This is a genomic window from Serratia sp. PL17, from assembly GCF_017832355.1.
In the GTDB taxonomy this organism is placed as follows: domain Bacteria; phylum Pseudomonadota; class Gammaproteobacteria; order Enterobacterales; family Enterobacteriaceae; genus Serratia.
In genome coordinates this window covers 97,968-114,026 of the sequence record NZ_JAFIBY010000006.1, presented here as the reverse complement: position 1 = coordinate 114,026, position 16,059 = coordinate 97,968, and the positions used below count along the sequence as shown (strand labels likewise).

The 16,059-nt window shown below is 52.8% G+C and carries 14 protein-coding genes; 13 read left to right on the top strand and 1 reads right to left on the bottom strand.

All coding sequences use genetic code 11. The annotated features are described in order from the left end of the window. Positions 1 to 2 precede the first annotated feature (2 nt). On the bottom strand, positions 3 to 1,289 hold the full coding sequence (gene rhlB, locus JOE25_RS18935) for an ATP-dependent RNA helicase RhlB (protein WP_209637847.1): 1,287 nt from the start codon (positions 1,287 to 1,289) through the stop codon (positions 3 to 5). A gap of 117 nt (positions 1,290 to 1,406) precedes the next feature. Here rhlB and trxA point away from each other — a divergent pair, with 117 nt between their 5' ends. The 13 genes from trxA (at position 1,407) to wzyE (ending at position 16,054) form a co-directional block, all read left to right on the top strand. After that, entirely contained in the window at positions 1,407 to 1,733 is a 327-nt protein-coding gene (gene trxA / locus JOE25_RS18930; protein ID WP_209637845.1) for a thioredoxin TrxA, read from the top strand. A 578-nt stretch (positions 1,734 to 2,311) separates the two neighbouring features. Continuing rightward, positions 2,312 to 3,571, top strand: coding sequence for a transcription termination factor Rho (gene rho, locus JOE25_RS18925; RefSeq protein WP_037422810.1), 1,260 nt, complete (start codon positions 2,312 to 2,314; stop codon positions 3,569 to 3,571). Between the two features lie 314 nt (positions 3,572 to 3,885). Then, entirely contained in the window at positions 3,886 to 4,983 is a 1,098-nt protein-coding gene (gene wecA / locus JOE25_RS18920) for a UDP-N-acetylglucosamine--undecaprenyl-phosphate N-acetylglucosaminephosphotransferase (RefSeq protein ID WP_209637843.1), read from the top strand. Positions 4,984 to 5,003: 20 nt separating this feature from the next. Further along, a complete protein-coding gene (wzzE, locus tag JOE25_RS18915; protein WP_209637841.1) occupies positions 5,004 to 6,056 on the top strand; it encodes an ECA polysaccharide chain length modulation protein in 1,053 nt (350 codons plus the stop codon). 84 nt (positions 6,057 to 6,140) lie between these two features. Next, positions 6,141 to 7,271, top strand: a complete 1,131-nt coding sequence (gene wecB, locus JOE25_RS18910) for a UDP-N-acetylglucosamine 2-epimerase (non-hydrolyzing) (protein ID WP_209637839.1) — start codon at positions 6,141 to 6,143, stop codon at positions 7,269 to 7,271. Next, positions 7,268 to 8,530: a UDP-N-acetyl-D-mannosamine dehydrogenase gene (gene wecC, locus JOE25_RS18905; protein ID WP_209637837.1), complete on the top strand. Its 1,263-nt coding sequence runs from the start codon at positions 7,268 to 7,270 to the stop codon at positions 8,528 to 8,530. Before wecB ends, wecC begins: the two co-directional genes overlap by 4 nt. Continuing rightward, the gene (gene rffG, locus JOE25_RS18900) at positions 8,521 to 9,594 is read left to right on the top strand and encodes a dTDP-glucose 4,6-dehydratase (RefSeq protein ID WP_209637835.1); all 1,074 of its coding nucleotides are present in this window, start codon (positions 8,521 to 8,523) and stop codon (positions 9,592 to 9,594) included. The genes wecC and rffG overlap by 10 nt, the downstream gene beginning before the upstream one ends. Before the next feature lie 51 nt (positions 9,595 to 9,645). Further along, positions 9,646 to 10,527 carry a glucose-1-phosphate thymidylyltransferase RfbA gene (rfbA, locus tag JOE25_RS18895; RefSeq protein WP_209637833.1) on the top strand — a complete coding sequence of 294 codons (882 nt, stop codon included), beginning with the start codon at positions 9,646 to 9,648 and terminating at the stop codon, positions 10,525 to 10,527. After that, positions 10,505 to 11,230: a dTDP-4-amino-4,6-dideoxy-D-galactose acyltransferase gene (rffC, locus tag JOE25_RS18890; protein ID WP_209637831.1), complete on the top strand. Its 726-nt coding sequence runs from the start codon at positions 10,505 to 10,507 to the stop codon at positions 11,228 to 11,230. The genes rfbA and rffC overlap by 23 nt, the downstream gene beginning before the upstream one ends. Further along, positions 11,217 to 12,347 carry a dTDP-4-amino-4,6-dideoxygalactose transaminase gene (gene rffA, locus JOE25_RS18885; RefSeq protein ID WP_209637829.1) on the top strand — a complete coding sequence of 377 codons (1,131 nt, stop codon included), beginning with the start codon at positions 11,217 to 11,219 and terminating at the stop codon, positions 12,345 to 12,347. Before rffC ends, rffA begins: the two co-directional genes overlap by 14 nt. A gap of 1 nt (position 12,348) precedes the next feature. Beyond that, positions 12,349 to 13,599 carry a lipid III flippase WzxE gene (gene wzxE / locus JOE25_RS18880; protein ID WP_209637827.1) on the top strand — a complete coding sequence of 417 codons (1,251 nt, stop codon included), beginning with the start codon at positions 12,349 to 12,351 and terminating at the stop codon, positions 13,597 to 13,599. Next, positions 13,596 to 14,681, top strand: a complete 1,086-nt coding sequence (locus JOE25_RS18875; RefSeq protein WP_209637825.1) for a TDP-N-acetylfucosamine:lipid II N-acetylfucosaminyltransferase — start codon at positions 13,596 to 13,598, stop codon at positions 14,679 to 14,681. The genes wzxE and JOE25_RS18875 overlap by 4 nt, the downstream gene beginning before the upstream one ends. Then, positions 14,678 to 16,054 carry an ECA oligosaccharide polymerase gene (wzyE, locus tag JOE25_RS18870; RefSeq protein ID WP_209637822.1) on the top strand — a complete coding sequence of 459 codons (1,377 nt, stop codon included), beginning with the start codon at positions 14,678 to 14,680 and terminating at the stop codon, positions 16,052 to 16,054. The genes JOE25_RS18875 and wzyE overlap by 4 nt, the downstream gene beginning before the upstream one ends. Positions 16,055 to 16,059: the final 5 nt, after the last annotated feature.

The following is a 16,059-nucleotide window of genomic DNA, read 5'->3' as shown; positions in this document are numbered from 1 at the left end:
TATCAGCCTGAACGTTTACGGTTGTTGCGCGGTGCACCGCCACGACGTGGCGAAGAGTTACGACGCGGGCCGTTGCCACCGCGTGGGCGAGCCAGGCGCTTCGGTGCAGGTAGGTCACTCATTAACGCATCGCTGTTGTACTTGCTCACTGGAATGCTGTGGCCGGTATAGGTTTCGATCGCCGGCAGGTTGAGCGCATACTCTTCACAGGCCAGACTGATGGAGTGACCGCTTTCGCCGGCACGACCGGTACGACCAATACGGTGGACATAGTCCTCGCAGTCGTCAGGCAGATCGTAGTTGAATACGTGCGTAACCAGCGGGATGTGAAGACCGCGGGCGGCGACGTCGGTGGCAACCAGAATATCCAGGTTACCCTTGGTGAAATCGTCCAGAATACGCAGACGCTTCTTCTGCGCGACATCGCCGGTCAACAGGCCTACACGGTGACCATCGGCGGCCAGATGGCCCCAAATGTCTTCACAGCGATGCTTGGTGTTGGCGAAGATGATGCAGCGGTCAGGCCATTCTTCTTCGATCAGCGTCTGTAACAGGCGCATTTTTTCTTCGTTGGACGGGTAGAACAACTCTTCTTTAATGCGGTGGCCGGTTTTCTGTTCCGGTTCCACTTCAACATATTCAGCGTTGTTCATTTGTTCGAAAGCCAGCTCGCGTACGCGATAAGACAACGTGGCAGAGAACAGCATGTTCAGGCGTTGATCGACCGGAGGCATACGACGGAACAACCAGCGGATATCTTTGATAAAGCCCAGATCGTACATACGATCGGCCTCATCCAATACCACAACCTGGATTGCGCTCAGGTCAATATAGTTTTGTTTGGCGTAATCGATCAAACGACCGGTAGTACCGACCAGGATATCCACGCCGCTTTCCAGCACTTTCAGCTGTTTGTCGTAGCCGTCGCCACCGTATGCCAGGCCAAGTTTCAGGCCGGTAGATTTGGACAGGGCTTCTGCGTCGGAGTGGATCTGTACCGCCAGCTCACGCGTTGGCGCCATGATCAAGGCGCGCGGCTGATTGGTCTGGCGATCCTGTTTCGCCGGGTGAGAAAGCAAATAGTGAAAAGTAGACGCTAAAAATGCCAGCGTCTTTCCGGTACCGGTTTGCGCCTGACCTGCAACGTCACGCCCAGAGAGCGTGAGCGGCAATGCTAACGCCTGGATAGGCGTGCAATGTTGAAACCCTTTCTTTTCAAGGGCTTCAAGGACTAACGGGTGCAGGGCGAAGTCGGAAAACTTCTGTTCGGTCAAGTGTGTTTTGCTCATAGTGTGGTAGAATATCAGCTAACTATTGCTTTACGAAAGCGTATCCGGTGAAATAAAGTCACCTTAGGTTGGTTAATGCTACACCAACAAGGTAGACACAATCCTTTGGAGTAGAACATGAGCGATAAAATTATTCACCTGACTGACAGCAGCTTCGACACCGACGTGCTGAAAGCTGAAGGGCCAATCCTGGTCGATTTCTGGGCTGAATGGTGTGGGCCGTGCAAGATGATTGCTCCGATTCTGGATGAGATTGCCGAGGAGTTCGAAGGCAAGCTGACCATCACCAAGCTGAATATCGACCAAAACCCGGCAACCGCACCTAAGTACGGTATCCGTGGTATCCCTACGCTGTTGTTGTTCAAGAACGGTGAAGTGGCTGCGACCAAGGTTGGTGCGTTGTCCAAAGGCCAGCTCAAAGATTTCCTTAACGCGAATCTGTAATTGGGCGAGAAGCCGTATGCCCAATGGATTTGACACTGCGGTTCACAACGTCGCAGTGTGAGAGGCAACGGGGATATACAGGCGTCTGGCGGGGATGTTCAATTCACCGCTAGACGCCTGCCAAGAAGCGTGTTAAGTTTAACCATACTGCATATAGAACTTGCCCGAAGTTTTAAATCTAAAGAGTCTAAATCTAAAGCGTTACTCTGTGTTGAACCGCTGGCGTTGAAAGAAAAATGAACTCAGCCCGTGTTTTAACAATCAAACGGTTTTGCAAAATCAATTTTAAGGTACCTTCGATCTTAAACCGTCAATGCGCGCGTCCTCTGTAAGCCATTTCTTACCGTGACAGCTCAGCGCCCGGTGATCGAACGTCCAGTAAACAGGCACGAATATCCAATGGATTTCAGGGTGTGGCCAGTCGGCAACCGAACGAATCTCCGTAGCTTAGTCCGCTAAGTGGCTGGGGTTAACACGGGAAGCCAACGCAACCACCAGAAAGCCGAAAGATATATCCCGCTGCCATACCATTCACGATATAAGTTCGAGACATACCCCGAGTTTAAGAACCCACCACTATGAATCTTACCGAATTAAAGAATACGCCGGTTTCTGAGCTGATTACTCTCGGCGAAAATATGGGGCTGGAAAACCTTGCCCGTATGCGCAAGCAGGACATTATCTTCTCTATCCTTAAGCAGCATGCGAAAAGTGGAGAAGATATCTTCGGCGATGGCGTGTTGGAGATATTGCAAGATGGATTTGGTTTCCTCCGCTCTGGAGACAGCTCCTACCTTGCAGGCCCCGACGACATCTACGTATCCCCTAGCCAAATCCGCCGTTTCAACCTCCGTACAGGTGACACCATTTCCGGTAAGATTCGTCCGCCAAAAGAAGGCGAGCGTTACTTTGCCCTGTTGAAAGTTAATGAAGTTAACTACGACAAACCGGAAAACGCCCGCAGCAAGATCCTGTTCGAGAACTTAACACCACTGCATGCCAACTCCCGTCTGCGGATGGAACGCGGTAACGGCTCAACCGAAGACTTGACCGCACGCGTGCTGGACCTGGCTTCACCGATTGGTCGTGGTCAACGTGGTCTGATTGTTGCTCCGCCGAAAGCCGGTAAAACCATGCTGCTGCAGAACATTGCGCAGAGCATCGCCTACAACCATCCAGACTGCGTGCTGATGGTTCTGCTGATCGACGAACGTCCGGAAGAAGTGACCGAGATGCAGCGTCTGGTTAAGGGCGAAGTTATTGCTTCTACCTTTGATGAACCAGCCTCGCGCCACGTTCAGGTTGCAGAAATGGTGATCGAGAAGGCCAAGCGCCTGGTCGAGCACAAAAAAGACGTTATCATCTTGCTTGACTCCATTACTCGTCTGGCGCGTGCCTACAACACCGTAGTACCGGCTTCCGGTAAAGTGTTGACCGGTGGTGTGGATGCCAACGCCCTGCATCGTCCTAAGCGTTTCTTCGGTGCGGCACGTAACGTTGAGGAAGGCGGCAGCCTGACCATCATCGCTACCGCGCTGGTCGATACCGGGTCGAAAATGGACGAAGTTATCTACGAAGAGTTTAAAGGTACCGGCAACATGGAATTACACCTGGCGCGTAAAATCGCCGAGAAGCGTGTATTCCCTGCGATCGACTACAACCGCTCTGGTACACGTAAAGAAGAATTACTTACCACGTCTGAAGAACTGCAGAAAATGTGGATCCTGCGTAAAATCATCCACCCAATGGGTGAGATTGATGCGATGGAGTTCCTCATTAACAAGTTGGCCATGACCAAGACCAATGATGAATTCTTCGATATGATGAAGCGCTCATAATGACGATGCGCTCATAATTGAGTAAAAAATTCAGAGAACGCCACGCCTAGTCGTGGCGTTTTTTGCTTTTGGCAGATACGATAAGTAACAGAAATGGAAACGTAAGTCATTTTCGTGACTTACTGAGAATTCATCTTATTTGCGGTCGATGTTTCGTCGTTCGCGCTTTGTTACTGTCGAAACAGCAAGCAGGCAAGGTGAAATAAGAATGAGTGGCTGTTGTCATAGGAAATGACTGAAAGGTAGCGGGATCCCATGGCGCAACCTGTCGCCCGTGTTAAGCTGCCTTATCTTCTACAGAGATCTTGTTAACTGTGAACTTACTCACTATGAGTACTGAAATTCTATTTGTTTTCCTGTTTTCTTTGGCTTTTCTCTTTGTTGCCCGTAAAGCAGCAAAACGTATTGGTCTGGTTGATAAACCGAATTACCGTAAACGGCATCAGGGGCTCATTCCTCTGGTCGGGGGTATTTCTGTTTATGCCGGATTGTGCTTTGCCTTCCTTATTTCTGACCAAACGATTGCGCATGGCAAACTCTACCTCGCTTGTGCGGGGATATTAGTGTTCGTTGGTGCTCTTGACGATCGTTTCGACATCAGCGTTAAAATTCGTGCGCTGGTTCAGGCACTGGTTGGCATTGCGATGATGGTCTTTGCTGGGCTCTACTTGCGCAGTTTTGGCCATGTGCTGGGTGACTGGGAAATGCAGCTGGGGCCGTTCGGCTACCTGGTGACGCTGTTCGCCGTTTGGGCGGCCATCAATGCTTTTAACATGGTGGATGGCATTGACGGCCTGCTGGGAGGGCTGTCATGCGTCTCTTTCGGTGCGCTGGGCGTATTGTTATATCTGAGCGGTCATTCTGATCTGGCCTTCTGGTGTTTCGCGATGATTGCCGCCATCGTGCCTTATATCCTGCTTAACCTCGGCATTCTTGGTCGGCGGTATAAGGTGTTTATGGGCGATGCCGGCAGTACGTTGATCGGTTTCACCGCCATTTGGCTGCTGCTGCAAAGCTCGCAGGGTAAAGCTCATTCTATTAACCCTGTCACTGCGTTGTGGATTATCGCTATTCCGCTGATGGACATGATTGCCATCATGTACCGTCGCTTACGTAAGGGGATGAGTCCCTTTTCCCCAGACCGTCAACATATTCACCATTTGATCATGCGTGCGGGCTTCACGCCGCGGCAGGCTTTTGTGCTGATTACGCTGGCAGCTGCGCTGCTGGCTGCCATCGGTGTGTTGGGTGAACGCCTTACTTTCATCCCTGAATGGGTAATGTTGGCATTATTCTTGCTTGCTTTCTTCTTATACGGTTACTGCATTAAACGCGCCTGGCGTGTTGCACGTTACATTAAGCGTATCAAACGTCGTCTGCGGCGTTCGAACAGCAATAAGCAAGTATCTTAATCAGAGGCTTTTGGGCAGTGATGAATCCAGAAACAATGTCTAACAAGAACGCCCCGGCAGTGGATAACGAACTCGATATCCGTGGCCTGTGTTGTACCCTGTGGCGCGGTAAACCATGGATTATTGGTATTGCGGCATTGTTTGCCGTGGTTGCGCTGGTCGTTTCCTACCTGGTGAAACAGGAATGGAGTGCAACGGCGATTACTGACAGGCCAACCGTAAATGCATTGGGCGGTTATTACTCCCAACAACAATTCCTGCGCAATCTGGATGTAAGAACCATGCCAGCCGCTGCCAGTGAGCAGCCAGGCATTGCTGACGAAGCGTATAATGAATTCATTATGCAGTTGGCCGCTTACGATACACGTCGTGATTTTTGGCTGCAGAGCGATTATTACAAGCAGCGTCAGGAAGGCGATGCGGGCGCTGATGCGGCATTGCTCGACGAACTGATTAACAACATACAGTTTACTGCGCGTGATGATAAAAAAGTGCCGAACGACGGTGTGAAATTGACGGCGGAAACGGCGGCAGATGCTAACCGTCTGCTGCGCCAGTACGTCGCCTTTGCCAGCCACCGTGCAGCACAGCACTTGAACGAAGAGATCCAGGGGGCTTGGGCTGCCCGTACCACCTCGATGAAAGCGCAGGTCAAGCGCCAGGAAGCGGTCGCAGAGGCGGTGTATAAGCGCGAGTTGAATACCATTCAACAGGCGTTGAAAATTGCCGAAACACAGGGCATCAGCCGGACTCAAACCGATACACCGGCAGAACAGCTGCCAGACTCCGATCTGTTCCTGCTGGGCAAACCTATGCTGCAGGCACGCCTGGAGGGGTTACAGGCTTCGGGGCCTACATTCGATCTGGATTACGATCAAAATCGTGCGATGCTGTCGACATTGAACGTTGGCCCGACGTTGGACGAAAAGTTTCAGACTTACCGCTATTTGCGGACGCCTGAAGAGCCGGTAAAACGTGATAGCCCGCGGCGGATATTCTGGCTGATCATGTGGGGCGCGATGGGTGCTTTGGTTGGCGCAGGTGTTGCCCTGGTGCGTCGGCCGCGTAATTAAAAATAATATAATAATTCGCTGATGGGCGCGTAAGCGCCCAATTCGCAGGTACGCCTGCGGTTAACCGACCAAAAGAGATTCGCTGTGAAAGTGTTGACTGTTTTCGGCACCAGACCTGAAGCCATCAAAATGGCACCGCTGGTACATGCCCTGGCTCAGGATGAAGCCTTTGAATCAAGAGTCTGCGTGACGGCACAGCATCGTGAGATGTTGGATCAGGTATTGCGGTTATTTGAAATAGTGCCTGATTACGACTTGAATATCATGAAGCCCGGTCAGGGATTGAGTGAGATTACCTGCCGTATTCTGGAAGGTCTGAAAGGCGTTCTCGAGGAGTTCAAACCGGACGTAGTGCTGGTTCATGGTGACACTACCACGACGCTAGCGACGAGTCTGGCGGCGTTTTATCAGCGTATTCCCGTAGGACACGTTGAGGCAGGTCTGCGCACCGGCAACCTTTATTCGCCGTGGCCAGAAGAAGCTAACCGTAAGCTGACCGGCCATCTGGCGATGTATCACTTCGCTCCGACGGAAAATTCGCGTCAGAATCTGTTGCGGGAACTGCTGCCGGACGATCATATTTTCGTCACCGGTAACACGGTGATCGACGCGCTGTTCTGGGTACGCGATCGGGTGATGGGTGATACCGCATTGCATGACAGCCTGGCACAGCGTTATCCGTTCCTGGATGCCAATAAGAAATTGATTCTGGTTACAGGCCACCGTCGCGAAAGCTTTGGTGGCGGTTTTGAGCGGATCTGCAGCGCGCTTGCAGAAATTGCACGCACGCATCCCGATGTGCAGGTGGTGTATCCGGTGCATCTCAATCCAAATGTCAGCGAGCCGGTCAACCGCATTTTGAAAGGGATCGATAATATTATTCTGATCGATCCGCAAGATTATTTGCCCTTCGTGTATCTGATGGCCAAGTCTTATTTGATCCTGACCGATTCTGGCGGCATTCAGGAAGAGGCGCCGTCATTGGGCAAACCTGTGCTGGTAATGCGTGACACCACCGAGCGACCGGAAGCGGTAGATTCAGGCACGGTGCGTCTGGTGGGCACCGACGTGGCAAAAATTGTCGACGCCGTAACCCGCTTGCTGACGGATGAAAGTGAATATCACGCCATGAGCCGGGCGCATAACCCTTACGGTGACGGGCATGCCTGCCAGCGTATTCTTGAAGCTTTGAAGAACCATCAGGTGACACTATGAGTTTTAACACTATTTCAGTTATCGGCCTGGGTTATATCGGCCTGCCAACAGCGGCGGCGTTCGCCTCCCGTAAGAAAAAAGTGGTGGGCGTAGATGTTAACCAACATGCGGTAGATACCATCAATCGCGGCGCGATCCATATCGTGGAACCCGACCTAGATAAAGTGGTGAAAGACGCGGTCGATGGCGGTTATCTGCAAGCCGTAACTCAACCTCTTGCCGCAGATGCTTTCTTGATCGCGGTGCCAACGCCGTTTAAAGGCGATCATGAGCCGGATCTGGCTTATGTCGAAGCTGCGGCAAAATCCCTGGCTCCGGTGCTGAAAAAGGGCGATCTGGTTATTTTGGAGTCGACCTCTCCGGTCGGCGCCACCGAACAGATGGCCCAGTGGCTGGCCGAGGCGCGTAGCGATCTCAGCTTCCCTCAGCAGGCAGGTGAGTCTGCCGATGTGAACATCGCTTACTGCCCAGAGCGTGTGTTGCCAGGGCAGGTGATGGTTGAGCTGATTCAGAACGACCGCGTTATTGGTGGCATGACGCCAAAATGCTCAGAGCGTGCCAGCACGCTTTATAAAATTTTCCTCGAAGGTGAGTGCGTCATTACCAATTCGCGCACCGCTGAGATGTGCAAGCTGACTGAAAACAGCTTCCGCGATGTGAACATCGCGTTTGCCAATGAACTGTCGCTGATTTGCGCGGAACAGGGCATCAACGTGTGGGAGCTTATCCGGCTGGCGAATCGCCATCCGCGGGTAAATATTCTGCAACCAGGCCCTGGTGTTGGAGGCCATTGTATCGCGGTCGATCCGTGGTTCATTGTCTCGCAAAATCCGCAGCAGGCGCGTTTGATCCATACTGCGCGCCTGGTGAATGACGGAAAACCGCTGTGGGTGGTGGATCGCGTTAAGGCGGCGGTTGCTGACTGCCTGGCGGCGACCGACAAGCGTGCATCCGAAGTGAAAATTGCCTGCTTTGGTTTAGCCTTTAAGCCAAATATCGACGATCTGCGCGAAAGCCCTGCGGTTGAAGTGGCACACCTGATTGCCGATTGGCACGTTGGTGAAACGCTGGTCGTTGAGCCTAACGTTGAGCAGTTGCCGAAATCACTGGCGGGCCATGGGACGCTGAAAACGCTGCCTGACGCATTGCAACAGGCAGATGTGATCGTGATGTTGGTCGATCACAAGCAGTTCAAGGCCATTAAGCCGGAAGAAATCACGCAATCCTGGGTAGTGGATACCAAAGGGGTATGGCGTTGAAACGTATTTTAGTCACTGGTGGCGCTGGCTTTATTGGCTCCGCGGTTGTGAGGCATATCATTGAAGCTACGCAGGACAGCGTTCTGGTGGTAGATAAACTCACTTACGCGGGCAACCTGGAGTCGCTCTCGGTGGTTGCCGATAACGAACGCTATTCGTTTGAACAGGTGGATATTTGCGATCGTTCGGCATTGGATCGGGTATTTGCCCAGTATCAGCCGGACGTGATCATGCACCTGGCGGCGGAAAGCCATGTTGACCGTTCTATCGATGGCCCGGCGGCATTTATTGAAACCAACGTGGTGGGTACCTACACCATGTTGGAGGCGGCCCGCCATTATTGGCAACCGCTGGATGCAGAGAAGAAGCAGAGTTTCCGTTTTCATCACATCTCCACCGATGAAGTGTATGGCGATCTGCACGGTACGGACGATTTGTTCACTGAAACCACGCCTTACTCGCCGAGCAGCCCCTATTCGGCCTCCAAGGCGTCCAGCGATCATCTGGTCCGCGCCTGGTTGCGTACCTATGGCTTGCCGACGCTGGTCACCAACTGTTCCAATAATTACGGCCCGTATCACTTCCCGGAGAAGCTGATCCCGCTGGTGATCCTCAATGCCGTGGCCGGCAAACCCTTACCGGTGTATGGCGATGGCGCACAGGTGCGTGATTGGCTGTATGTTGAAGATCATGCGCGTGCACTGTACCAGGTGGTTACCGAAGGCGTGGTCGGTGAGACCTACAATATCGGTGGCCACAATGAGCGCAAGAATATTGAAGTCGTGCATACCATTTGCGATCTGCTGGAAGAGTTGGCGCCGAATAAACCACAGGGCGTGGACAAATACCGTGACCTGATTACTTACGTCAAGGATCGTCCGGGCCACGATATGCGTTATGCGATCGATGCCGGAAAAATTGATCGGGAGCTGGGCTGGCGCCCACAGGAAACCTTTGAAAGCGGCATCCGCAAAACGGTTTCCTGGTATCTGAACAATGAAACCTGGTGGCGTCGTGTTCAGGACGGTTCCTATACGGGTGAACGTTTAGGTTTATCCGACTAAATATAGCGGGGTCGCTGATAACAAAGCGACCCTGTGGAGTCTGGAGCGAGTATGAAAGGCATTATTCTGGCTGGCGGTTCTGGCACGCGCTTACATCCGATAACCCGTGGCTTGTCTAAGCAGCTGTTGCCCATTTACGATAAACCGATGATTTACTATCCGTTATCGGTACTGATGTTGGCTGGCATCCGCGACATTTTGATTATTTCTACCCCCGATGATCTACCTTCATTCAGGCGCCTGTTGGGGAATGGTGAAGAGTTTGGCATTAATCTCAGCTATGCCGAGCAACCGAGTCCAGATGGATTGGCACAGGCGTTTATCATTGGTGAAGAATTTCTGGCAGGTGAGCCGAGCTGCTTGGTCTTGGGCGATAATATTTATTTTGGCCAGGGTTTTAGCCCAAAACTGAAGACCGTTGCTGCGCGTACGCAAGGTGCTACTGTGTTCGGTTATCAGGTGATGGATCCTGAGCGTTTCGGGGTGGTAGAGTTTGACGATAATTTCCGCGCGCTGTCGATCGAAGAAAAACCGAAAGTCCCTAAATCCAACTGGGCGGTAACCGGCCTGTATTTTTACGACAGCCAAGTCGTGGAGTTCGCCAAACGGGTAAAACCCTCTGAGCGCGGTGAACTGGAAATCACCAGTATTAACCAGATGTATCTGGAGCGGGGTGAACTGACCGTTGAACTGCTAGGCCGTGGTTTTGCCTGGCTGGATACCGGTACTCATGACAGCCTGCTGGAGGCCAGTAGCTTTGTGCAGACGGTAGAAAAACGTCAGGGCTTCAAAATCGCCTGCCTGGAAGAGATTGCCTGGCGTAACGGTTGGCTGGACGATGAGGGCGTGAAACGTGCCGCACAGTCGTTGCTCAAAACCGGTTACGGTAAGTACTTACTGGATTTGTTGCATGCACGCCCACGCCAGTATTGAACCATTAGCATGGGAATCTGAGTTTTTCGCCCTTACTAGCGCAAAACTCAACTTTTCCGAGACGGCTCCAGTGCTAACCGAGGCCGATCTGGCTGGCTGGGCTTTGGTACAGGCCAAAATCCCGGCGCATCAAACAGCGTGGGCTGACGGACTGGCTCAGCTAGGTTTTCAATTGGTTGAGGGTGAAGTTGATCTTGTGCTGAATATCGGCACGGAATGTGCCTCATCCCAAAATGTGTCTCCGCAGGGCATCCGCCTGGCTGTGCCTACCGATATTCCGGCGTTGCGTGCTGCCGCGGCCCGCGTGTTCACTGCCAGCCGTTTCCGTGCCCCTTGGTATGATGTTCAAGACAGCGGTCGTTTCTATGCCGCCTGGATCGAAAAAGCGGTCTTGGGGACATTTGACCATCAATGTCTATTGGCGCTGGATGCTACCGGACAGCCCGAGGGGTTTGTCAGCCTGCGCGATATTGGCAACCAAGAAATGCGAATCGGTTTACTGGCGGCATTCCCCGGCGCGTCTGGTAAAGGGATTGGCGCGCGATTGATGGCTGCGGCCATTGCTGAATGCCGGTCGCTAAAGCGTCTGCGGGTTGCGACCCAGCTCGGAAACATTGCCGCATTACGGCTCTATCAACGACAGGGTGCTGTGATTGAAAGCACCTCGTATTGGTTATACAGAGGAAAACATGATCCCATTTAACGCACCACCGGTTGTTGGTACCGAACTTGACTATATGCAGGCTGCGATGGGCAGTGGCAAGCTGTGTGGTGACGGTGGATTTACCCGCCGCTGCCAGCAATGGATGGAACAGCGGTTTGGTAGCCCGAAGGTGTTGTTGACGCCATCTTGCACCGCGTCGCTGGAAATGGCGGCAATCCTGCTGGATATCCAGCCGGGCGATGAAGTGATCATGCCGAGTTTCACCTTTGTTTCAACGGCTAACGCTTTTGTGCTTCGAGGCGCCACTGTGGTGTTTGTCGATCTGCGTCCAGACACCATGAACATCGATGAAACTAAAATCGAAGCCGCGATCACCGACAAGACCCGCGCTATTGTGCCGGTACATTATGCTGGCGTGGCCTGCGAAATGGACACTATCATGGCGCTGGCGAAAAAGTATAACCTGTTCGTGGTGGAAGATGCCGCGCAAGGCGTGATGTCTACCTACAAAGGTAAGGCGCTTGGCACCATCGGCCATATTGGCTGCTTTAGCTTCCACGAAACCAAAAATTACACTGCGGGTGGGGAAGGCGGTGCCACGCTGATTAACGATCCGGCGCTGATCGACCGGGCGGAGGTCATCCGTGAGAAAGGCACCAACCGCAGCCAGTTCTTCCGTGGTCAAGTTGATAAGTACACCTGGCGTGATATTGGCTCGAGCTACCTGATGTCAGACCTGCAAGCGGCCTATCTCTGGGGGCAACTTGAAGCGGCCGATCGCATCAACCACCGTCGCCTGGCGTTGTGGCAACAGTATCACGACAGCCTCCTGCCATTAGCCAAAGCGGGTCGGATCGTTCTGCCGACTATCCCGACGGGCTGCGTACAAAATGCGCATATGTTCTATATCAAATTGCGCGATATTGAGGACCGCACGGCGTTTATCAATTATTTGAAAGAAGCCGAAATCATGGCGGTATTCCATTATATTCCGCTACACGCGTGCCCAGCGGGCGATCGCTTCGGTCGTTTTGCCGGTGAAGATCGCTTCACCAGCCAAGAGAGTGCACGTCTGGTCCGTTTGCCATTGTTCTACAATATGTCTGATGTCACTCAACGCACGGTGATCAATACCATTCTTAACTTCTGCGCTTGATATGTCACTGGCAAAAGCGTCGATTTGGACTGCCGGCTCTACGCTAATCAAGATTGGCGTAGGGCTGTTGGTGGTGAAACTGCTGGCAGTGGCGTTTGGTCCCAGCGGGGTTGGGCAAGCGGGTAACTTCCGCCAGTTGATTACCGTGTTGGGCGTGTTGTCCGGCGCCGGGATTTTTAACGGTATCACTAAATACGTTGCCGAATATCATCAGGATCCACAACGGCTGCGGCTGGCTGTTGGCACGGCATCGACTATCGTTCTGGGTTTTTCCACGCTGTTGGCACTGGTGTTTCTGTTCGCGGCTGAACCCATCAGTATCGGGTTGTTCGGCCATGCTGAGTATGTGAACGTGGTGCGGGCGGTGGCGTTTATACAGATGGGCATTGCCTACGCCAACCTGTTTATGGCGGTGCTGAAGGGCTATCGTGATGCGATGGGCAACGCACTGGCGGTGATTGCCGGCAGCTTGATTGGTGTCGTGGCGTACTACCTGTGCTTTACGCTCGGGGGTTATGAAGGCGCACTGGCAGGGTTGGCGCTGGTGCCTGCACTCGTGGTGTTGCCCGCAGGCTTTATGTTGTGGCGACGCAAAACCCTGCCGCTGCGCTATTTGGCGCTGGCATGGGACAAGGCATTAGCCAGCCATCTTGGCAAGTTCACTATTATGGCGTTGATCACGTCGGTGACGTTGCCAGTGGCCTACGTGATGATGCGTAACTTGCTGGCGAGCCATTACAGCTGGGATGAAGTGGGGATTTGGCAGGGGGTGAGCAGTATCTCCGATGCTTACCTCCAGTTTATCACCGCTTCATTTACCGTTTATCTGTTACCCACGTTGTCACGGTTGAAGGAAAAAAGCGCCATCTCGCAGGAGATCGTGCGTTCACTTAAATTTGTGCTGCCTGCGGTGGCCGCGGTAAGTTTCACCGTCTGGCTGTTACGTGATTTCGCCATCTGGTTACTGTTTACGGACAAGTTCATCGCCATGCGCGATCTGTTTGCCTGGCAGCTGGTGGGGGACGTATTGAAAGTTGGCGCTTATGTGTTTGGCTACCTGGTTATTGCCAAAGCGTCGCTGCGTTTTTATATCCTGACCGAAGTCAGTCAGTTCCTGCTGTTGACGCTGTTCTCGCATTGGTTGATACCCTTGCACGGTGCGTTGGGCGCGACGCAGGCTTACATGGCAACCTACATCGTGTATTTCGCGCTCTGTAGCTGCGTATTTATTCTTTATCGTAGACGAGTATGACCACACTGATTCACGTATTGGGATCTGATATCCCGCATCACAATCAGACGGTGCTGCGTTTCTTCAACGACGTGTTGGCGAAGCGCCTGCCGTCCGATCAGACGCGCCATTTCATGGTAGCGGCGAAAGACGCCGCTGCGCTAGGGTCGTTCCCCGATCTGAACATTGAAAGCTATCCGGACAAAAAAAGTCTGGCGATGGCGGTCATTGCCCGTGCTCAGGCCGATCGAAACCAGCGTTTCTTTCTGCATGGCCAATTTAACCCTACGTTGTGGCTGGCATTGTTAAGTGGGAAGATCAAAGCGCATCAGGTGAGCTGGCACATCTGGGGGGCCGATCTTTATGAAGACGCCACCAGTTGGAAATTCCGTCTGTTCTATTTACTGCGCCGTATTGCGCAGGGCCGGGTGGGGCACGTGTTCGCCACCCGTGGTGACGTCATCCACTATCAGCAGCGCCATGCGCGTGTGCCTGCTTCTCTGCTGTATTTCCCGACACGGATGGATCCGGCGTTAACCGGCATTAACGTAGAGAAAAACCTGGCTGGCCCAATGACCATTCTGGTAGGGAATTCGGGCGATCGTACCAACCGGCATGTGGAGGCGCTGAAAGCGATTCATCAGCAGTTTGGTGCCGATGTTCGAGTGATCTTGCCGATGGGGTATCCGGCCAATAACGAGGCTTACATTGAGCAAGTACGTGCAGCCGGGCTGGCGTTATTTAGCGCCAGGAACCTGCAGATACTGACGCAGCAGGTGGCATTTGACGATTACCTGAATATCCTGCGTGAGTGCGATCTCGGTTACTTCATCTTTAACCGTCAGCAGGGTATTGGCACCCTGTGTCTGCTGATCCAGTTCGGTGTGCCGTTCGTCCTGAGTCGACAGAACCCATTCTGGCAGGATCTGGCCGAGCAGCATCTGCCGGTGCTGTTTTATGGCGACTCACTGGATGAGGCGGTGGTACGAGAAGCGCAACGCCAATTGGCATCGGTGGATAAGCAGGCGATCGCCTTCTTCAATCCTAACTACGTTGATGGCTGGCAGCAGGCATTAACCCTGGCAGCAGGGGAGCAGTCATGACGCTGGCGCAATTTGGCGGGTTATTTGTTGTCTACCTGATAGGCGTGTTGTTTGTTCTGACATTGACCTATCAGGAGTTCCGGCGCGTCCGCTTTAACTTCAACGTGTTTTTTTCGCTGCTGTATCTGCTGACGTTTTACTTCGGTTTCCCACTGACGTGCTTGCTGGTATTTCAGTTCGACGTTGAGGTGGTGCCTGTGGAGTTCCTGCTGTACGCCATTCTCTCCGCCACTGCGTTTTATGCGATTTACTACGTCAGCTATAAAACCCGGTTGCGAAAGCGCAGCGTGCAGCCGCGTAAGCCGGTATTTACCATGAACCGGGTGGAAACCAACCTGACGTGGGTATTGCTGGCGTTAGTCGCCATTGTCACTGTTGGCATTTTCTTTATGCAAAACGGTTTCTTGCTGTTCAAGCTCAATTCCTACAGCCAGATTTTCTCCAGTGATGTCTCTGGCGTGGCGCTCAAGCGGTTCTTCTATTTCTTTATCCCGGCGATGCTGGTGGTCTACTTCCTGAAACAAGATTTGCGTGCCTGGTTCTTTTTCCTGGCGGCAACGGTCGCTTTTGGCATTTTGACCTACGTGATTGTCGGTGGGACTCGCGCCAATATCATTATTGCCTTCTCGCTATTTCTGTTCATCGGCATTGTGCGGGGATGGATCTCGTTGTGGATGCTGGTAGCCGCCGGGGTGTTTGGTATCGTTGGTATGTTCTGGTTGGCGTTGAAGCGCTACAGCCTGGACGTCAGCGGCCCCGAGGCGTTTTATACGTTCCTCTATCTGACGCGTGATACGTTCTCGCCATGGGAAAACCTGGCGTTACTGCTGCAAAATTACGACAAGATTGATTTCCAGGGCCTGGCACCTATAGTGCGTGATTTCTACGTCTTTATTCCGGCGTGGCTCTGGCCGGGGCGGCCGGATACCGTGCTAAATACCGCCAACTACTTCACCTGGGAAGTGTTGAATAACCATTCAGGCCTGGCAATTTCACCGACGCTGATCGGTTCGTTGGTGGTCATGGGGGGCGCGCTGTTCATTCCGGTTGGCGCGGTCTTGGTGGGTATGATTATCAAATGGTTCGACTGGTTGTATGAGATGGGCAAAAGCGAACCGAACCGTTATAAGGCTGCCATATTGCAGAGTTTCTGCTTCGGCGCAGTATTCAACATCATCGTGTTGGCTCGCGAGGGCGTGGATTCGTTTGTCTCACGCGTGGTGTTCTTCTGCCTTATTTTTGGTGCCTGTTTGCTGATGGCAAAATTGCTGTACTGGTTGTTTGACACTGCTGGCTTGATTAAGGCGCGTGTGCTGCGTTCGCGCACGCTGAGAGCGCCTGCGTCATCCGTTCAGGCCGACAGCCTTTTGTAAGGTAA

Coding starts and splice junctions, on each gene's coding strand:
- wecC (WP_209637837.1), top strand. CDS start 7,268: ATGAGTTTTAACACTATTTCAGTTATCGGCCTGGGTTATATCGGCCTG.
- wzzE (WP_209637841.1), top strand. CDS start 5,004: ATGAATCCAGAAACAATGTCTAACAAGAACGCCCCGGCAGTGGATAAC.
- trxA (WP_209637845.1), top strand. CDS start 1,407: ATGAGCGATAAAATTATTCACCTGACTGACAGCAGCTTCGACACCGAC.
- rffC (WP_209637831.1), top strand. CDS start 10,505: ATGCACGCCCACGCCAGTATTGAACCATTAGCATGGGAATCTGAGTTT.
- wzxE (WP_209637827.1), top strand. CDS start 12,349: ATGTCACTGGCAAAAGCGTCGATTTGGACTGCCGGCTCTACGCTAATC.
- rfbA (WP_209637833.1), top strand. CDS start 9,646: ATGAAAGGCATTATTCTGGCTGGCGGTTCTGGCACGCGCTTACATCCG.
- rhlB (WP_209637847.1), bottom strand. CDS start 1,289: ATGAGCAAAACACACTTGACCGAACAGAAGTTTTCCGACTTCGCCCTG.
- rffA (WP_209637829.1), top strand. CDS start 11,217: ATGATCCCATTTAACGCACCACCGGTTGTTGGTACCGAACTTGACTAT.
- rho (WP_037422810.1), top strand. CDS start 2,312: ATGAATCTTACCGAATTAAAGAATACGCCGGTTTCTGAGCTGATTACT.
- JOE25_RS18875 (WP_209637825.1), top strand. CDS start 13,596: ATGACCACACTGATTCACGTATTGGGATCTGATATCCCGCATCACAAT.
- rffG (WP_209637835.1), top strand. CDS start 8,521: ATGGCGTTGAAACGTATTTTAGTCACTGGTGGCGCTGGCTTTATTGGC.
- wzyE (WP_209637822.1), top strand. CDS start 14,678: ATGACGCTGGCGCAATTTGGCGGGTTATTTGTTGTCTACCTGATAGGC.